Source organism: Stenotrophomonas sp. TD3 (assembly GCF_001939825.1).
Lineage (GTDB): Bacteria > Pseudomonadota > Gammaproteobacteria > Xanthomonadales > Xanthomonadaceae > Stenotrophomonas.
In genome coordinates, this window is the sequence record NZ_MOYM01000002.1 from 152,336 (window position 1) to 169,638 (window position 17,303).

Annotated in this window: 19 protein-coding genes; 16 read left to right on the top strand and 3 right to left on the bottom strand. The window is 66.8% G+C overall.

Translation table 11 applies throughout. The annotated features are described in order from the left end of the window. Positions 1 to 132 precede the first annotated feature (132 nt). The 6 genes from lepA to recO are packed head-to-tail and all read left to right on the top strand — an operon-like array spanning position 133 to position 5,512. Positions 133 to 1,926, top strand: coding sequence for a translation elongation factor 4 (gene lepA / locus BKE09_RS17555; protein ID WP_014038088.1), 1,794 nt, complete (start codon positions 133 to 135; stop codon positions 1,924 to 1,926). Between the two features lie 54 nt (positions 1,927 to 1,980). Continuing rightward, the gene (gene lepB, locus BKE09_RS17560; protein ID WP_014038087.1) at positions 1,981 to 2,775 is read left to right on the top strand and encodes a signal peptidase I; all 795 of its coding nucleotides are present in this window, start codon (positions 1,981 to 1,983) and stop codon (positions 2,773 to 2,775) included. Between the two features lie 52 nt (positions 2,776 to 2,827). Continuing rightward, positions 2,828 to 3,211 carry a DUF4845 domain-containing protein gene (locus BKE09_RS17565; RefSeq protein ID WP_014038086.1) on the top strand — a complete coding sequence of 128 codons (384 nt, stop codon included), beginning with the start codon at positions 2,828 to 2,830 and terminating at the stop codon, positions 3,209 to 3,211. Continuing rightward, positions 3,201 to 3,881, top strand: coding sequence for a ribonuclease III (gene rnc, locus BKE09_RS17570; RefSeq protein ID WP_075676956.1), 681 nt, complete (start codon positions 3,201 to 3,203; stop codon positions 3,879 to 3,881). The genes BKE09_RS17565 and rnc overlap by 11 nt, the downstream gene beginning before the upstream one ends. Beyond that, positions 3,878 to 4,774, top strand: a complete 897-nt coding sequence (era, locus tag BKE09_RS17575) for a GTPase Era (protein WP_005410599.1) — start codon at positions 3,878 to 3,880, stop codon at positions 4,772 to 4,774. The genes rnc and era overlap by 4 nt, the downstream gene beginning before the upstream one ends. An 18-nt stretch (positions 4,775 to 4,792) precedes the next feature. Continuing rightward, a complete protein-coding gene (gene recO, locus BKE09_RS17580; protein ID WP_049447075.1) occupies positions 4,793 to 5,512 on the top strand; it encodes a DNA repair protein RecO in 720 nt (239 codons plus the stop codon). A 615-nt stretch (positions 5,513 to 6,127) separates the two neighbouring features. On the opposite strand, the gene BKE09_RS17585 is transcribed toward recO, so the two are convergent. Next, entirely contained in the window at positions 6,128 to 6,856 is a 729-nt protein-coding gene (locus BKE09_RS17585) for a response regulator (protein ID WP_014038083.1), read from the bottom strand. Between the two features lie 127 nt (positions 6,857 to 6,983). On the opposite strand from BKE09_RS17585, the gene rlmD reads away from it, so the two are divergent. The 10 genes from rlmD to BKE09_RS17635 all read left to right on the top strand — a co-directional run bounded on the left by rlmD (position 6,984) and on the right by BKE09_RS17635 (position 16,030). Further along, positions 6,984 to 8,318, top strand: a complete 1,335-nt coding sequence (gene rlmD / locus BKE09_RS17590; protein ID WP_075676958.1) for a 23S rRNA (uracil(1939)-C(5))-methyltransferase RlmD — start codon at positions 6,984 to 6,986, stop codon at positions 8,316 to 8,318. Positions 8,319 to 8,351: 33 nt separating this feature from the next. Beyond that, positions 8,352 to 8,837 (top strand): CYTH domain-containing protein, encoded by a 486-nt coding sequence (locus BKE09_RS17595; RefSeq protein WP_049447080.1) that lies wholly within the window; start codon positions 8,352 to 8,354, stop codon positions 8,835 to 8,837. A gap of 113 nt (positions 8,838 to 8,950) precedes the next feature. Next, entirely contained in the window at positions 8,951 to 9,646 is a 696-nt protein-coding gene (locus tag BKE09_RS17600) for a DsbA family oxidoreductase (protein WP_075676960.1), read from the top strand. A gap of 162 nt (positions 9,647 to 9,808) precedes the next feature. Then, complete coding sequence (nagZ, locus tag BKE09_RS17605) at positions 9,809 to 10,816, top strand: beta-N-acetylhexosaminidase (RefSeq protein ID WP_075676962.1); 1,008 nt, start codon at positions 9,809 to 9,811, stop codon at positions 10,814 to 10,816. After that, on the top strand, positions 10,816 to 11,370 hold the full coding sequence (locus BKE09_RS17610) for a hypoxanthine-guanine phosphoribosyltransferase (RefSeq protein ID WP_014038078.1): 555 nt from the start codon (positions 10,816 to 10,818) through the stop codon (positions 11,368 to 11,370). Before nagZ ends, BKE09_RS17610 begins: the two co-directional genes overlap by 1 nt. A gap of 82 nt (positions 11,371 to 11,452) precedes the next feature. Next, on the top strand, positions 11,453 to 12,199 hold the full coding sequence (locus tag BKE09_RS17615) for an S-methyl-5'-thioinosine phosphorylase (RefSeq protein ID WP_075676964.1): 747 nt from the start codon (positions 11,453 to 11,455) through the stop codon (positions 12,197 to 12,199). 88 nt (positions 12,200 to 12,287) lie between these two features. After that, positions 12,288 to 12,494: a cold-shock protein gene (locus BKE09_RS17620; protein WP_005410590.1), complete on the top strand. Its 207-nt coding sequence runs from the start codon at positions 12,288 to 12,290 to the stop codon at positions 12,492 to 12,494. Between the two features lie 129 nt (positions 12,495 to 12,623). Continuing rightward, positions 12,624 to 13,892, top strand: a complete 1,269-nt coding sequence (locus BKE09_RS17625) for an NAD(P)/FAD-dependent oxidoreductase (RefSeq protein ID WP_075676966.1) — start codon at positions 12,624 to 12,626, stop codon at positions 13,890 to 13,892. Between the two features lie 181 nt (positions 13,893 to 14,073). Continuing rightward, entirely contained in the window at positions 14,074 to 14,331 is a 258-nt protein-coding gene (locus tag BKE09_RS17630; protein WP_075676968.1) for a hypothetical protein, read from the top strand. A 61-nt stretch (positions 14,332 to 14,392) separates the two neighbouring features. Further along, the gene (locus tag BKE09_RS17635) at positions 14,393 to 16,030 is read left to right on the top strand and encodes an acyl-CoA dehydrogenase family protein (protein ID WP_075676970.1); all 1,638 of its coding nucleotides are present in this window, start codon (positions 14,393 to 14,395) and stop codon (positions 16,028 to 16,030) included. Between the two features lie 289 nt (positions 16,031 to 16,319). Here BKE09_RS17635 and BKE09_RS17640 read toward each other — a convergent pair whose 3' ends face one another. Together BKE09_RS17640 and BKE09_RS17645 are read right to left on the bottom strand one after the other, a co-directional pair. After that, on the bottom strand, positions 16,320 to 16,730 hold the full coding sequence (locus tag BKE09_RS17640) for a hypothetical protein (protein WP_075676972.1): 411 nt from the start codon (positions 16,728 to 16,730) through the stop codon (positions 16,320 to 16,322). A 156-nt stretch (positions 16,731 to 16,886) separates the two neighbouring features. Next, positions 16,887 to 17,228: a hypothetical protein gene (locus BKE09_RS17645; protein WP_075676974.1), complete on the bottom strand. Its 342-nt coding sequence runs from the start codon at positions 17,226 to 17,228 to the stop codon at positions 16,887 to 16,889. Between the last annotated feature and the right edge of the window lie 75 nt (positions 17,229 to 17,303).

The following is a 17,303-nucleotide window of genomic DNA, read 5'->3' on the forward strand; positions in this document are numbered from 1 at the left end:
GCCCCGGCGGGGCTTCGGTCGTTCAGCGTCCGGCCCGATGAGGCAGTTTTCGCGGCAGGGCGCCGGGCGTGCGATAATCGACCGTTACCCTGACGACGCCGCGCGCCGCCGCCACCTATGTCTTCTGATTCGATGCGGAACATCCGCAACTTCTCCATCATCGCCCATGTCGACCACGGCAAGTCCACGCTGGCCGACCGCATCATCCAGCTCTGCGGTGGCCTGCAGGCCCGCGAGATGGAAGCGCAGGTGCTCGATTCCAATCCGATCGAGCGCGAGCGTGGCATCACGATCAAGGCGCAGTCGGTGTCACTGCCGTACGTGGCCAAGGACGGGCAGACCTACCACCTGAACTTCATCGATACCCCCGGCCACGTCGACTTCTCCTATGAAGTCAGCCGCTCGCTGGCCGCCTGCGAAGGCGCGCTGCTGGTGGTCGACGCGGCCCAGGGCGTGGAAGCGCAGTCGGTGGCCAACTGCTACACCGCGGTGGAGCAGGGCCTGGAAGTGGTGCCGGTGATCAACAAGATCGACCTGCCCACCGCCGACATCGAGCGCGCCAAGGCCGAGATCGAGGCCGTGATCGGCATCGACGCCTCCGACGCCGTGCCGGTCAGCGCCAAGACCGGCCTGAACGTGCAGGACGTGCTGGAAGCGATCGTCCATCGCATCCCGCCGCCGGCACCGCGCGACACCGACAAGCTGCAGGCGCTGATCATCGACTCGTGGTTCGACAACTACCTGGGCGTGGTCTCGCTGGTGCGCGTGATGCAGGGCGAGATCAAGGCCGGCGACAAGCTGCAGGTGATGTCGACCGGCCGCAACCACCAGGTCGACAACGTTGGCGTGTTCACTCCGAAGCGCAAGGTGCTGCCGGCGCTGCGTGCCGGTGAAGTGGGCTGGGTCACCGCCAGCATCAAGGACGTGCACGGTGCGCCGGTCGGCGACACCCTCACCCTGGCTGGCGATCCGGCGCCGAAGCCGCTGCCGGGCTTCCAGGAAATGCAGCCGCGCGTGTTCGCCGGCCTGTTCCCGGTCGATGCCGAAGACTACCCGGACCTGCGCGAAGCGCTGGACAAGCTGCGCCTGAACGATGCCGCGCTGCGTTTCGAGCCGGAAAGCTCCGAGGCGATGGGCTTCGGCTTCCGTTGCGGCTTCCTTGGCATGCTGCACATGGAAATCGTGCAGGAGCGCCTGGAGCGCGAATACAACCTGGACCTGATCAGCACCGCGCCGACGGTGGTGTATGAAGTCCTGAAGACCGATGGCTCGATCATCAACATGGACAACCCGGCCAAGCTGCCGCCGGTGAACCAGGTCGAGGAGATCCGCGAGCCGATCATCCGTGCCAACGTGCTCACCCCCGAGGAGTACATCGGCAACATCATCAAGCTGTGCGAAGAAAAGCGCGGCAGCCAGATCGGCATCAACTACCTGGGCAGCCAGGTGCAGATCAGCTACGAACTGCCGATGGCCGAGGTGGTGCTGGACTTCTTCGACAAGCTGAAGTCGGTCAGCCGTGGCTATGCCTCGCTGGACTACCACTTCGTGCGCTTCGACGCGGGCCCGTTCGTGCGCGTGGACGTGCTGATCAACGGCGACAAGGTCGATGCGCTGTCGCTGATCGTGCACCGCAGCCATGCCGATCGCCGCGGCCGCGAGCTGTGCGAGAAGATGAAGGACCTGATCCCGCGGCAGATGTTCGACGTGGCCATCCAGGCCGCCGTCGGCTCGCAGATCATCGCCCGCACCACGGTCAAGGCCATGCGCAAGAACGTGCTGGCCAAGTGCTATGGTGGCGACGTTTCGCGCAAGAAAAAGCTTCTGGAAAAGCAGAAGGAAGGCAAGAAGCGCATGAAGCAGGTCGGACGCGTGGAGATTCCGCAGGAAGCGTTCCTGGCCGTCCTGCAGATGGACAACAAGTAAGCCCGCACCGGCCCCGCGGGGCCGGTCGTCTGGTGACGTTGCAAAGGACCCTGAATGAAACTGTTTGAGATCCTCCTGGTCGTGCTGACCCTGGCCTCGGGCCTGATCCTGCTCGCGGACAAGCTGTATCTCGCCAAGCGTCGCGCACAGCGCGCGGGCCTGCTCGATTCCGAGCCGGTGCTGGTGGATTACTCGCGTGCGTTCTTCCCGGTGCTGGCGATCGTGCTGATCGTGCGCAGTTTCATCGCCGAGCCGTACAAGATCCCGTCCAGCTCGATGATGCCGAACCTGCTGATCGGCGATTTCATCCTGGTCAACAAGTTCTCCTACGGCCTGCGCCTGCCGATCAGCAACACCAAGATCGTGCCGTTCGGCGAGCCGTCGCGCGGTGACGTGGTGGTGTTCCACTTCCCCGGCCACAGCGACAACGACCCGGCCAAGGGCGAGAACTTCATCAAGCGCGTGATCGGCGTGCCGGGTGACACCGTGGTCTTCGAAGGCGACGGCGTGATCCTCAACGGCGAACCGCTGAAGTACGACAACAAGGGCATCTATGCCGGCCACAAGGGCCAGGGCGAGGGCGCCAACCTGCTGGTCGAGCACCTGCCGGGCCGTACCCACACCGTGCTGGAGACCGACTACCCGCGTGGCCAGGGCCAGTGGACCGTGCCGGCCGGCAAGTACCTGGTGATGGGCGACAACCGTGACAACAGCGACGACGGCCGTTTCTGGGGCCTGCTGCCGGAAGAAAACCTGCGCGGCAAGGCCTTCCTGATCTGGCTGAACTGCCAGGGCTGGTTCTGCAAGGATGGCTTCGAGCCGTCGCGGATCGGCTCGAGCATCAACTGATCGGGCATCAACCGAGTATTTTCACATCCAACGCGTATCTGGGGAGAACGCAATGAAGACGATGAACACGCAGCGTGGCATGACCCTGACCTCGTTCCTGGCGGTCCTGATCGTGGTCGGTTTCTTCCTTTACATCGGCATGAAGCTGTTCCCGATGTACCAGGAGTATTACGCGGTGCGCTCGGCGATGAAGAGCCTGGCCAAGGAGCCTGGGGTGGGCAGCATGGAGCCGGCCCGGATCCAGGATCTGTTCTTCAAGCGCCTGTACATCAACTACTCGGAAAACGTGAAGCCGGCCAACGTGAAGTTCGACCGTCGCGACAATGGCTGGACCCTCAAGGTCAACTACGAAGTGCGCCGTCCGCTGGTCGGCAACCTGGACGTGGTTGGCAAATTCGATTCATCCCAGGACCTGACCCGAAGCGGTGCCGAATAAACCTTTCCAACGTGGTGACCTGATCGGTCATCCCTTCCGCGACCCGGCGCTGCTGAAGCAGGCGCTGACGCATCGCAGTGCCGGTGCGCCACACAACGAGCGCCTGGAATTCCTGGGCGACAGCATCGTCAACATGATGGCGGCCGAGGCGTTGTACCGACGCTGGCCCAAGGCTGACGAAGGCGCGATGACCCGTGCCCGCGCCGAGCTGGTGCGTGAGGGCGCGCTGGCGGTGATTGGACGTACCCTGGAACTGGGCGATCGACTGATCCTGGGCCCGGGCGAAATGAAGTCCGGCGGCCATCGTCGTGATTCGATCCTGGCCGACGCGGTGGAAGCCGTGGTGGCTGCGATCTATCTGGATGCCGGCTTCGAGGCCTGCCGGGCGGTGGTACTGCCCTGGTTCAGCGCTTCGATCGAGGCATTGCCGGCCTCCGGCCGGCCCGAGAAGGACCCCAAGACCCGCCTGCAGGAATGGCTGCAGGCCCGACAGAAGGCGTTGCCGCAGTATGAACTGGTGTCAGAATCCGGTGACGACCACGCCAAGCACTTCCGGGTACGCTGCAACGTAGCCGACCCGGCCGCCAGCACCGAGGGCGAAGGCGCCTCGCGGCGGCTTGCCGAACAACAGGCGGCTGCGGCCGTCCTAGAACAACTGGATTCCAAGTGAGCGAACAAACTCCCCATCATTGCGGCAGCGTGGCCGTCATCGGCCGCCCGAACGTGGGCAAGTCGACCCTGACCAATGCCCTGGTCGGCGCCAAGGTCAGCATCGTCTCCAACCGTCCGCAGACCACGCGCCATCGCCTGCTGGGCATCGCCACCTATCCGGAAGGCCAGCTGGTGCTGGTCGACACCCCCGGCCTACACAAGGTGCAGAAGCGGGCGATGAACCGGGTGATGAACCGCGCCGCGCGCGGTTCGCTGGAAGGCGTCGATGCCGGCCTGCTGGTGATCGAAGCCGGTCGCTGGGATGAAGAGGACAGCCTGGCGTTCAACGTGCTGCGCGACGCCGGCATCCCGGTCGTTCTGGTGGTCAACAAGATTGATCGCCTGAAGGAAAAGGGCGCGCTGCTGCCGTTCCTGCAGCAGGTGACCGAAGGTCGGGATTTCGCCGCCGTGCACCCGATCTCCGCGCAGAAGCGCAACGGCCTGGAAGCGCTGGTGCGCGACGTGCTGAAGCTGCTGCCGGAAGCCCCGCCGATGTTCGGCGAGGACGAGATCACCGACCGCAGCCAGCGTTTCCTGGCTGGTGAACTGGTGCGCGAGCAGCTGATGCGCCAGCTCGGCGAGGAACTGCCGTACGCCACCACCGTCGAGATCGAGCGCTTCACCGAGGATGGCAACCTGCTGCGCATCGGTGCGGTGATCTGGGTCGAGCGCGAGGGCCAGAAGGCCATCGTGATCGGCAAGGGCGGCGCCCGCCTGAAGGAGATCGGCGCCAAGTCCCGCCTGCAGATGGAGCGTCTGTTCGGGGCCAAGGTGTTCCTGGAAACCTGGGTGCGCGTGCGTGAAGGCTGGTCCGACGACGAGGCCGCGCTGAAGGCCTTCGGTTACGAGTAACGCGTTGCGGTCGCTTCGATGATGATCGAGGACGACACCGGCTTCGTGCTGCACGCACGGGCCTACCGCGAGACCAGCCTGCTGGTCGAAGTGTTGAGCGCGCAGCATGGCCGTATCGGCCTGCTCGCGCGTGGTGTGTCCACTGCCAAGGGCCAGGTACTGCGTGCTGCCCTGCAGCCGTTGCAGTGGATACGCTTCAGTGCCCAGCAGCGGGGTGAACTGGCCCAGCTGCGTGGTGCCGAGGCGTTGGATGCCGCGCCACGCCTGGTCGGCCAGGCGATGCTGGCCGGCTTCTACCTGAGTGAACTGACCCTGCGCCTGGCCCCGCGCCAGGACCCGCTGCCGGAGCTGTACCTCGCCTATGGCGAGGCACGCGCGCGTCTGGCGGTGGGCGCCGGCCTGGCCTGGACCCTGCGCCGTTTCGAGCGCGAACTGCTGTCCGCACTGGGGCTGGGCTTCGAGCTGGACAGTGCCAGCGATGGCCAGCCGATCGACCCGGCGGCGCGCTACGAACTGGATCCGCAGGAGGGCGCGCAACGCTTGTTGAGCGAGCGCGGCGGGGAACGCCGGGCAGCAGCCACTGGCTCGGCGCTGCTGGCTTTGGCGGCAGATGAAGAGCCGGATGCCGCCGACCTGGCCAGCCTGCGCCTGCCGATGCGGCGGGTGCTGGCCCATCACCTGGGGCCGCGCGGCCTGAAGTCCTGGGAAATGCTCGAGCAGCTCGCGCCCAGGCGTTGAGGGGTGTTCGGCAGGGCTTGCAGCCCTGCACCCGCTGAATCAACGTCAACTGCAAAAGCTGGCTATCTGTGGGTAGGCGGGGTGGGTCCGGTTGCGGGAGACGCCGTAAACCCCGCTCCGCGGTCCGGCCCAGCCGCTGGCGGCTGTGCGTTCGGGCGCTTGCGAAGCAGTGCTTCGCAAGCAAAGCACTCTCACCCATGGGGGCTTGGCCGCGGCATCCATGCCGCGGACACTCCCGCAACCGGACCCACCCCGCCTTCGACAGTTTCTCGCGAGCTGTTGGACGTGCCGACGGGGTCGGATCCGTTTTCCGAAGGAAAACGGATCCGACCCCAATTTGGAATTCGATATCTGACAGAGATTCATCCACGCATGGCGTGGATCTACCAGCCGTCACACGGAATCTGTCGGGGGTGGGGCGGTGTGGGTTGGCAGGACCGTTGGCGCCATGGATGGCGCCATCGAGCCCCCAGGGACGGGTTTACGGCGTGTCCTGCCAATTCACACCGCCCCACCCAACAAGCAGAAAGCCAGAGCCGCTCTGGCTCTGGCCTTTGGTGTTGCTCTGGCTTGAACGCCTCTGCAGGTGCAGGGCGCAGCCCTGCCGAACACCCCTCAGTGCAGCAGGGCAGCTACCGCGTCGCGGAACCCCGCCTGGGCCTGCCCGGACTCGGGCGCATGATGCAGCTGGCGCACCGCCCGGCCCAACCGTGCCGCCCCCACGAAGCCGCAGCTCGCCTGCAACCGGTGCAACTGGCTGCGCAGCTGGCGCTCGTCGTGCTGGTCCACCGCCTGCTCCACCGCATCACGCACGCCCGGCAACTCGGCCAGGAACAGCTCGCGCAGGGCGATCAGGTGATTGCGCTGGCCATTGAGCGCGGCCAGGGCTGCGGTCTCGTCCCAGTCCTGCACGGCCAGCTCGACCGCGGCCGGGGCCTGTGCCACGAAGATTCCCGCCGGGCTGTTGACCAGCGCACGGCGCACCGCCTTCAGCAGCTGGTCGCGGCCCAGCGGCTTGACCAGGGTGTCGCTGAAACCGGCTTCGCGCAGGCGGGCGTGGATGGAGGTATCGCCGTCGGCGGTATGTGCCAGCGCCGGCGTGTCGGGGTGTGAACGGCGCAGCTCACGCAGCAGCTGCGCGCCATTGCCATCCGGCAGGTTGACGTCGATCAGCCACAGGTCGTGCGCGCCGGGTTCGGCACTTGCCAGGGCGCTGGCCAGCGAATCTGCGGTGTCCACATCCGCCGGTAACGTTTCCAACGCCGCCTTGAAAAAACCGCGGCTGATGATGTCGTCCTCGACAAGCAGGAAGCGGGGCCGTGCGGCCCGCGGGGTCATCTGCATCAGGGCTGCCTCCATGTCAGCTGTCCCAATCATCAAGCACGGCGGCCACGGGCGCAAGCGGGTCCGGGCCCCGCCGGTCAGGATCTGCGACAATACGCCCCCATTTTTGCCCGCAGCCTGTTGCCACGTGGCCCGATCCCGTTCCCGCACCGACCGTACCCCATTCCAGACCGAGATCCTCGACCTCAGCCATGATGGTCGCGGTGTCGCCCGCCGTGAAGGCGAGGGCGGCAAGGTCACCTTCGTCAGTGGCGCGCTGCCCGGCGAGGTGGTGATGGCTGAACAGACCGCCCGCAGCCGCCATTTCGACGAGGCGCGCACCGTGGAGGTGCTGCAGGCCTCGCCGCAGCGGGTGACCCCCAAGTGCCCCCATTTCGGTACCTGCGCCGGTTGCGTGCTGCAGCACCTGGACGAGGACCAGCAGATCGTCGCCAAGCAGCGCGTGCTGATGGACAACCTGGAGCGGATCGGCCATGTGAAGCCGGGCACCGTGCTGGCGCCGCTGGTCGGTGAGAGCTGGGGCTACCGCCGTAAGGGCCGCTTCTCGGTGCGTCGGGTCGAAAAGAAGGACAAGACCCTGGTCGGCTTCCGTGAACAGGATCCGCGCTTCGTCGCCGACCTCAGCCAGTGCCTGACCGTGATCCCCGAGATCGGCACCAAGGTCGAGGCGCTGTCCACCTTCATCGAATCGCTCGATGGCAAGCGTGACATCCCGCAGATCGAATTCATCGCTGGCGACCAGGCCGTGGTCCTGACCGTGCGCCACCTGCAGCCGCTCAGCGATGCCGACCGCGTGGCCTGGGCGGCCTTCGGCCAGCAGCATGGCTTCGTGATCTACCTGCAGTCCGGCGGCGTGGACACCGTGCAGCCGCTGGACGGGCAGGGCGTGCCGCTGTCGTTCCGTCTGGCGCCGTGGGATGTCGAACTGGCGTTCCGCCCGCTGGACTTCATCCAGGTCAATGCCAAGCTCAACGAGAAGATGATCGCCCACGCCCTGGACCTGCTGGAACCGGGCGAGGACGAGCGCGTGCTGGACCTGTTCTGCGGCCTGGGCAACTTCACCCTGCCGCTGGCCCGCCGCGTGCGCGAGGTGGTCGGTGTGGAAGGCGATGCCGGCCTGGTGGCGCGTGCGCGTGAGAACGCCGAGCGCAACGGCCTGGCCAACGCGCAGTTCTTCAGCGCCGACCTGACCCAGGACCAGCGCAGCACCGCGTGGATGCGCCAGGGCTTCGACAAGCTGCTGCTGGACCCGCCGCGCTCGGGTGCGATCGAAGTGCTGCAGCAGCTGCCGCTGAAGCAGTTCAAGCGCATTGTCTACGTCAGCTGCCACCCGGGCTCGCTGGCGCGCGATGCCGGCTACCTGGTCAACGAACAGGGCTTTACCCTGGTCAGCGCCGGTGCCATGGACATGTTTCCGCATACCGCGCACGTGGAAAGCATCGCGGTGTTCGAGAAGCGCTGATCGGCTGTCATGCCCATCGCGCATAATGGCGCGATGGGCATCGAAATCGAACGCAAATTCCTCGTCAGCAGTGATGGCTGGCGCACCGCCGCGCACCGGGTGATCCCGATGGCGCAGGGCTACATCAACGACATGGGCGCGCTCGACCGCGGCACCCAGAACGCCTCGGTGCGCGTGCGCATCGAAGGCGACCACGCGGCGTTGAACCTGAAGTCGCGCACCATCGGCCATACCCGCCAGGAGTTCGACTACCCGATCCCGGTGGATGATGCGCGCGCGCTGCTGGCGTTGTGCGTGGGGGGGCTGATCGACAAGCGCCGCCATCTGGTCGAACACGCAGGCCTGACCTGGGAGGTGGACGAGTTCCTCGGCGACAACGCCGGCCTGGTCGTGGCCGAAGTCGAACTGGACAGCGCCGATCAGGCCATCGACCTGCCGGACTGGGTGGGTGCCGAAGTCACCGATGACGCGCGCTACTACAACGTCGCGCTGGCCAGCCATCCCTATTCACAGTGGTGAAACCCCAAAAAGGGGACGGAGGGGATTAAGTCGTCTTTACCCCAGCTGTGCTGGAGACGACTTAATCCCCTCCGTCCCCTTTTTTCGAGGGAGGCGGGCCCCATGTCGTGGAGATGAGAATCGACATCTACTCCGACGTGGTCTGCCCCTGGTGCTGGATCGGCAAGCATCGCTTCCAGCAGGGTGTGCAGTTGCTGGGCGCCAATGCGCCTGAACTCGATATCCACTGGCAGCCGTTCCAGCTGGACCCGGACGCGGACGACACCCCGGTGCCGCTGCGCGAGGCCTATGTGCGCAAGTTCGGTGGCGTCGAGCGCACCGAGCAGATCCTCGGCCAGACCCAGACCACCGCGCGGGCCGAGGGCTTGCCGATGGATTTCAGCCAGGGCCAGGTGCGGGTGACCACGCTGCCGGCCCATCGGGTGTTGTGGCTGGCCAGCCAGCATGACGTGCAGGATGCGGTCGGCGAAGCACTGTTCCGTGCCCACTTCGAGCATGGCCAGAATCTGGCCGATACCGCCGTGCTGGTGAAGGCCGGTGTGGCGGGCGGCCTGGACGGTGGTGAAATCGCGCAGATGCTGGCCTCCGACCGCGGCCTGGCCGAGGTCGAAGCCAAGCTGGCGCAGGCCCATGCACTGGGTATTTCCTCGGTGCCGACCTTCGTCATCGATGGGAAGTGGGCCATTTCCGGGGCCCAGCCGCCGGAAGCGTTCGCCCAGGCCCTGCAGCAGATCGCGGCCGAACAGGGCGCCCCGGCCACCCCGGCTGACGGTGACGAGGCCTGCGGCCCGGACGGCTGCAAGGTCTGAGCAGATCGGGGTCAGAGCCCCTGCGGGGATCCGACCCTGGGGTCAGATCCCCGCAGGGGCTCTGACCCCACACCTCCCTTTTGCCTTGACCACTGCGCCTGTCGGCCGGTTCTGCGACAATGCGGCACTGCGCCATCCGGGCGCGCGTTGTGGAGATCGACCATGCTGCTGATCGGCGTTGCCGGCACCGAACTGACCGCCCAGGAACGTGACTGGCTGCAGCACGATGCCGTGGCCGGGGTGGTGCTGTTCAAGCGCAACTTCGCCTCGCGCCAGCAGGTGACCGATCTGAGCGCGGCGATCCGCGCCGCCGCCCCGCGCCCGCAGCTGATCTGCGTGGACCAGGAAGGCGGTCGCGTGCAGCGCTTCCGCGAGGGCTACAGCGAGCTGCCGCCGCTGCAGGACATCGGCGCGCTGTACGCCACCGACCCGCAGCAGGCGCTGGCCCTGGCCGAGCAGCATGCCTGGCTGATGGCCAGTGAAGTATGTGCCAGCGGCCTCGACCTGAGTTTCGCGCCGGTGGTCGACCTCGGCCGTGGCAACCGCGCCATCGGCAACCGTGCCTTCAGTGAAGACCCGCAGGTGGTGGCGGCGTTCACCGCCGCCTATGTGCGTGGCATGCATGCGGTCGGCATGGCCGCCACGCTCAAGCATTTCCCCGGCCACGGCACCGTGCTGGAAGACACCCACGTCGATACCGCGATCGACCCGCGCGCGCTGGACGAACTGCGTACGCAGGACCTGGTGCCGTTCCAGGCCGGCATCGCCGCCGGTGCCGATGCGGTGATGATGGCGCACGTGATCTATCCGCAGGTGGCACCGGAGCCTGCCGGCTACTCGCCGCGCTGGATCCAGGACATCCTGCGCGGCGAGCTCGGCTTCCGCGGCGTGGTGTTCTCCGATGACATCGGCATGGCCGCCTCGCACAGCGCCGGTGGCGTGCCGGCACGCGTGCACGCGCACCTGGATGCCGGCTGCGACGTGGTGCTGGTCTGCCACCCGGAACTGGTCGATGAAGCCCTGCACGCGGTGCAGGGACGCTCCCTCAATACTGCTGCGCTGCTCGGCCTGCTGGGCCGCGGCGCGCTCGGCTGGGACGGCCTGCTGGCCGATGCCCGCCATGGCGACACCCAATCCCGTCTGCTTGAAACCCTTGGAAGAACCGTCTGATGCCCAACCTCACCATTTCCCAGGCCCTGGCCCAGGCTGACCTGCTGGTCGACCGCCCCACCATCGACAAGGCCATCGCAGGTATCGCCGACGCCATCGCGCGCGATTACAAGGGCGAGGTGCCGCTGTTCCTGTCGATCATGCATGGTGCGCTGCCGTTCGCTGGCCAGCTGGCGCTGGAACTGGGCGCGCGCGGCCAGGACGTGCAGTTCGATTACCTGCACGCGACCCGCTACCGCGGTGAAACCACCGGCGGTGACCTGGTCTGGAAGCACAAGCCGGCCACCTCGCTGTTCGGCCGCCGCGTGCTGCTGATCGACGACATCCTCGACGAGGGCTACACCCTGCAGGGCGTGCGCACCTGGTGCCTGGAACAGGGCGCGACCGACGTGCGCATCGCCGCGATGACCGTGAAGAAGCACGACCGCGCACTGCCGGACGTGACCGCCGACTACGCCGGCATCGAGCTGCCGGACCGCTACGTGTTCGGCTTCGGCATGGACGTCAACGAGACCCTGCGCTGCGTGCCGGCCATCTACGCAATGAAGGAATAACGGCGCAGCCGCCCACAGAGCGTCTTTTTCCATCGCCGGCATCCTCGGGTGCCGGCGTTCGTCTTTTCATGGAGTGCTTCGAATGCAACAGATCGCCCTGGCCGTGATCGGCGGTACCGGTGTCTACAACCTGGCCAAGCTTGACGACGTGCAGACCCACGAGGTCGACACCCGCTTCGGCCGCCCGTCCGGCCCGGTGCGCGTGGGCACGCTGCTCGGCCATCGCGTGGCGTTCCTGGCGCGGCATGGCGAGGGGCATTCACTGCCGCCGCACAAGATCAACTACCGCGCCAACCTGGCCGCGCTGCAGCAGTTGGGCGCGCAGCGGGTGCTGGCATTGAACACGGTGGGTGGCATCACCGAAGACTTCGGCCCGCGCGTACTGGCCTGCCCGGACCAGATCATCGACTACACCTGGGGCCGCATCAGCACGATCTGTGAAGAAGAGGGCACCGACGTGGTCCACGTCGATTTCGGCCATCCGTACACGCCGATGCTGCGCAGCAAGATCCTGGCGGCAGCCAAAGTGACCGGTGTCGCGGTCCATGACGGTGGCTGCTACGGCGCAACGCAGGGCCCGCGCCTGGAGACCATCGCCGAAATCGCCCGCATGCGCCGTGACGGCTGCGACCTGGTGGGCATGACCGGCATGCCGGAGGCTGCGCTGGCACGCGAGCTGGGGCTGGATTACGCCTGCCTGGCGATCATCGCCAACTGGGCCGCCGGGTGCGGTGATGGCGAGGAGATTACGATGGCCGAAGTACTGGCCAATGTGCAGGCGGCAAGCAACGGACTTCCGGAACTGGTGGGCGAATTGGCGCGGGGGTGATTGTCTTCCCCGAGCAAGCTTTGCATACTCAGCTTGTGCGCGGGTTCAGCGTACACCACCCATTCATTGCATAAGGTCTCGCATCACCATGCCGAACGGTACCGTCAAGTGGTTCAACGACGCCAAGGGATTTGGCTTCATCTCGCCGGAGGATGGCAGCGCCGACGTGTTCGCGCACTTCTCCGCCATCAACTCCAAGGGCTTCCGCAGCCTGCAGGAAGGCCAGCGTGTCACCTATGACGTGACCCAGGGCCCGAAGGGTGCCCAGGCTTCGAACATCACGCCGGCCGAGTGATCCACTCGACAGTGCGTTGAAAACCCCGCTTCGGCGGGGTTTTTTTTGCGCAGTAGATCCACGCCATGCGTGGATGCCGTGCGTGGCCTCCCTTCTCCATTCGCAACCCACCTCGGGCACAATGCGCCCATGAAGGAACGACTGCGCATCGCCGTGATCGGCTACGGCACTGCTGGACAGGCATTGTCCATCCTGCTCTCCCGTGATGGCCACGAGGTGGAGATATTCGAACGCGTGCCCACGCCGGGGCCGGTTGGCGCCGGCTTCCTGCTGCAGCCCAGCGGCCTGCAGGTGCTGTGGCAGATGGGCCTGCTTGATGCCGTGCGCGCGCATGCGGCGCCGGTGCACCGTCTGTATGGCGATACGCCGTGCGAACGCACGGTGATGGACATGCGCTATGACGGTCTGGATGCGCGCCTGCACGGCCTCGGCATGCAGCGTGGGGCGCTGTTCTCGCTGCTGGACGAGGCGCGTGCGGGTGCGGGCCAGCTGCATGCCGGCGTCACCATTGCTGCAGTGGATGCAGAGCAGGGCCGCCTGCGTGACAGTGAGGGCCGCATGCATGGGCCGTTCGACCTGGTGGTGGCCGCCGATGGTGCGGCTTCGACGCTGCGCGGCTCGATCGAAGGCGGTACCGGGCTGGACCGCGTGTATCCCTGGGGCGCGCTGTGGTGCCTGTTGCCGGCCGAGGACTGGCCGCACCTGCAGGAGCTGCGGCAGCGCTACGTGGCCGCGCGCAAGATGATCGGGCTGTTGCCGGTCGGTACGCGGCCCGGTGACGACACACCGCGCCTGAGTTTCTTCTGGAGCCTGCCACGCGCCGACTTCGAACGATGGCAGGCCGATGGCATGACGCCCTGGCTGGACGAACTGCACGCGCTGTGGCCGCAGGCCAGTGCACGCTTCGCGCATCTGCATGATGCCGGCCAGCTGGCGCGCGCGGTCTACCGTGACGCTGTGATGACGCGCTGGCATTGCGGCCGCATGGTGCTGGCCGGCGATGCCGCACATGCGATGAGCCCGCAGCTGGGGCAGGGCGTGAACATGGCGCTGCTCGATGCGCTGGCACTGCGCGATGCCGTGCGCGCGCAGGGCGGTGGTGCCGCTGCATTGCAGGCCTACCAGGCGCAGCGCAGGGCACACGTTGCGGTCTATCAGCGCTGGAGCCGTTGGCTGACGCCGCTGTTCCAGTCCGACCGCGATGCCTGGGCGAAGGCGCGCGACGTGCTGCTCGGCCCGATGGGGCGCCTGCCGGGTGGGCGTGGCCACATGCTGCGCGTGCTCAGCGGTACCCAGCATGGCTGGTTCGGTTCGCTTGCGCTGGATCCGGCTTTCATCGATGCGCTGGCCACTGCGGCCGAACCGCCGCGCGCGCACGTGGCTGCGGCAACGGCGTGAAGCACGCCGTCACGTGAATTAACGGTTGCCTCACTGCGGATATGCGAGAAGAGGGGAGCACGCGACAGCCGCGTCGCCCGTTTTCCTTTCCGTGATCAACATCGCGCATGGCCCCGGGCGGCCCTGCCGTCGCCGCCTGCTGCGGCCCGGATGAGCCGCTGATGTTGAAGAGGAGGACGCCATGTTGTTCGCGGTCGAGGAGCTGGAATCGGAAATCTGCAAGCTGCGCGGTCTGCTGCGGATGCTGCACGAGGACCAGCCCGACGTACTGGAGGATGTGTTCGAGTTCCATGTCGGCAGCCTGATCAGCCATGCCGCCGATGAGCATCACGGCTATATCCGCCGATGTGCAGCGCAGATGCTGCAGGAACTGCCGGTGACGGCCAGTACCGGCGTTGATTTCAGCCTGATGCCGGTGGCATTGGCCCGCGGCGGCTGAACACGGCCTCGTCGCGGTCTGCGGCAGAATCGGTCATCACCTCTTCGTGCAGGATGCGCCGATGACCGCAGCAGGCAATGCGATGAATGCCCCCTTCGAGACCCACGTGGTGCTTAACCAGCCGCCGCCATTCGCGGGGCGCCAGTTGTGGACCGATGACGTGGCGCTGATGGAGGCGGTGCAGCGCGAAGGTGCTGGCAGCTTCGCGCCGCGGCTGGCGCTCTATGGCGCGCTGGCGGGTGACGAGCTGTACCGGCTCGGCTTCGATGCCAACCGCGATCGGCCGCGCCTGCGCACGCATGATGCGCAGGGCCATCGCATCGATACGGTGGAGTTCCATCCGGCCTATCACCAGTTGATGGGCACGGCGAAATCGCACGGTGTCGCCGGGTTGTCCTGGCACGAGCCGCAACCCGGCGCGCATGTCGCGCGTGCGGTGTTGAGCTACCTGCACCACCAGGCCGAGGCCGGCACCAGTTGCCCGTTGACGATGACCCATGCGGCAGTAGCGGTGCTGCACACGCAGCCGCACCTGGCCGAGTGGGCACGCAAGGCCGCAGCGCCGGTCTACGACCCGCGCGATGTACCGGTGGCGGACAAGGCCGGCATCACGTTGGGCATGGGCATGACCGAAAAGCAGGGAGGCTCGGATGTGCGCGCCAACAGCACGCGTGCCGAACCGATCGATGGCGAGCGCTATCGCCTGGTCGGTCACAAGTGGTTCTTTTCCGCACCGATGTGCGATGGCTTCCTGGTGCTGGCGCAGGCGCCGGGAGGACTGACCTGCCTGCTGATGCCGCGCCGGTTGGCCGACGGTGACCGCAACGCCTTCCGGTTGATGCGCTTGAAGGACAAGCTTGGCGATTGGGCCAATGCCTCCAGCGAAGTCGAGTTCTGCGGGGCGCAGGCGTGGCGCGTGGGCGAGGAAGGACGCGGCGTGGCCACCATCATCGGCATGGTGATGATGACCCGCCTGGACTGCATGCTGGGCGCGGCGGCGGAAATGCGCATGGCGCTGGCGCAGGCACTGCATCACGCGCGGCATCGCCGCACGTTCGGCAAGCTGCTGGTCGAGCACCCGTTGATGACCAATGTGCTGGCCGACCTGGCACTGGAGTCGGAAGCGGCCACGGTGCTGTCGATGCGCATCGCGCGTGCGGTGGACCGGGCCGGCGTGGATGCCAACGAAGCCGCGTTGGCGCGTGTGGGGACGGCGCTGGGCAAGTACTGGCTGTGCAAGCGGGCGCCGGCCTTCGTCAATGAAGCACAGGAATGCCTGGGCGGTGCGGGCTATGTGGAGGAATCGATGCTGCCGCGGCTGTACCGGCAGGCACCATTGAATTCGATCTGGGAAGGAAGCGGCAACATCCAGTGCCTGGACGTGCTGCGCGCGCTGGCGCGCGAACCGGAGGCGCTGGCGGCGCTGCGCGCTGAGTTGGCGGCGGTGGCTGATCGTGATGCGCGCTACGCAGCGGCTTTGCGGCGTTGGGCAGCGGCGCCACCACCGGATGAGTCGCAGGCGCGGCTGTTCTGCGAGCGCACTGCGCTGTTGTTGCAGGCCGCGCTGCTGTTGCGTGCGCGGAGTCCGATGGCGGAGGCGTTCGTGCGCAGCCGGCTGCAAGGGGAGCATGGGCTGGTGTTCGGGACGCTGCCGGCGGGCGTGGATCTGTCGGCGATGCTGGTGCGCGCGCTGCCGTAGGAGGTGGCCAACGGCGGAGCCCCTCGTGGTGGGCGGCGCGGAGTCTGCGTCGTGAGCGGGCCGCGCGGGTGGGTTGCGCAGGGGGCGCTGCAAGTACGTCCATGCAAGCTCGGTCGCCGCATCCATGCGGCTCACGCCCCTGCGCAACCTACCCGCGCGTCCTTGGACACTTTCCGTACGCGTCCACCACGGAATCAACAGAAAGAGCAGAGAGCGAAAAACAGAAAAGCCGCGGCAGTGCCGCGGCTTTTCCTGTGGCGCCGAGCCGATGCCCGGCTGCCGGTAGGGCTTAGTGCTTGGCTTCTTCCTTGGCAGCGTTCGCCTTCGCGTCATTGGCGACGTCGCGGGCCTTGTCGGCCACCTTCTGCGCGGCGTTGGCGGTGGCGTCGCTGGCGTGTGCAGCGGCGTCGGTTGCGGCGTCCTTGGCCTTGTCAGCGGCGTTGGCGGTGGCGCTGGCGGCCTTGTCCAGCGCCTGCTGGGTATCGGCGGCGGCCTGCTCGGAGGCTGCAGCGGTCTTGTCGGCGGCGTCACGGGTGGCTTCTGCCGCCTTGTCGACGGCATCGCGGGCAGCTGCGCCGGCGCTGTCAGCGGCCTGCTGTGCGTCCTGCTTGGCCTGTTCGGCTTCCGGGCCCTTGCAGGCGGCCAGGGCCAGCAGCAGGGAGGCGGCCAGCAGGGTGGTGGTGATCGGGCGAATCTTCATGGCGGTCTCCGGTACTGCAATGGATGGGGACGCCAGCCTATTCATGCCGTTGTGAAGACGGGGTCGCGATGCCTGCGCTGTGCGGTGGCATCGGTGCAAAGAAAAAGCCGCTGGCGAACCAGCGGCTTTTCCAGAACAGCATGAAGAAAGAAGTTATTACTTCTTGGCTTCTTCAGCAGCGTCCTTGGCCTTTTCGGCGGTGCCTTCGGCAGCCTTGGCAGCGTCGGCAGCAGCGCCGGCAGCAGCGTCGGTGGCAGCAGCGCCAGCCTGGGCAGCGGCGTCGACCGAAGCGTCAGCAGCGGTGGCGGCGGTGTTGGCAGCCTGCTGGGCAGCGTCGGCGGTCTGGGCGCCGGCAGCGGCGGCCTGGTCGGCAGCAGCCTGGGCTTCGGTGGCGGCTTCGTTGGCCGAAGCAGCGGCGTCCTGGGCAGCTTCCTGCTTCGAGCAGGCGGCCAGGGCCAGAGCCAGGGACATCGCGACCAGCAGCTTGTTGATGCTCATTGTGTAAATCCTCGTCGTTAGAATTAGGCAACGCGCATGCTGCGCGCCGACAACATGATGACAAGCCAAGATTGG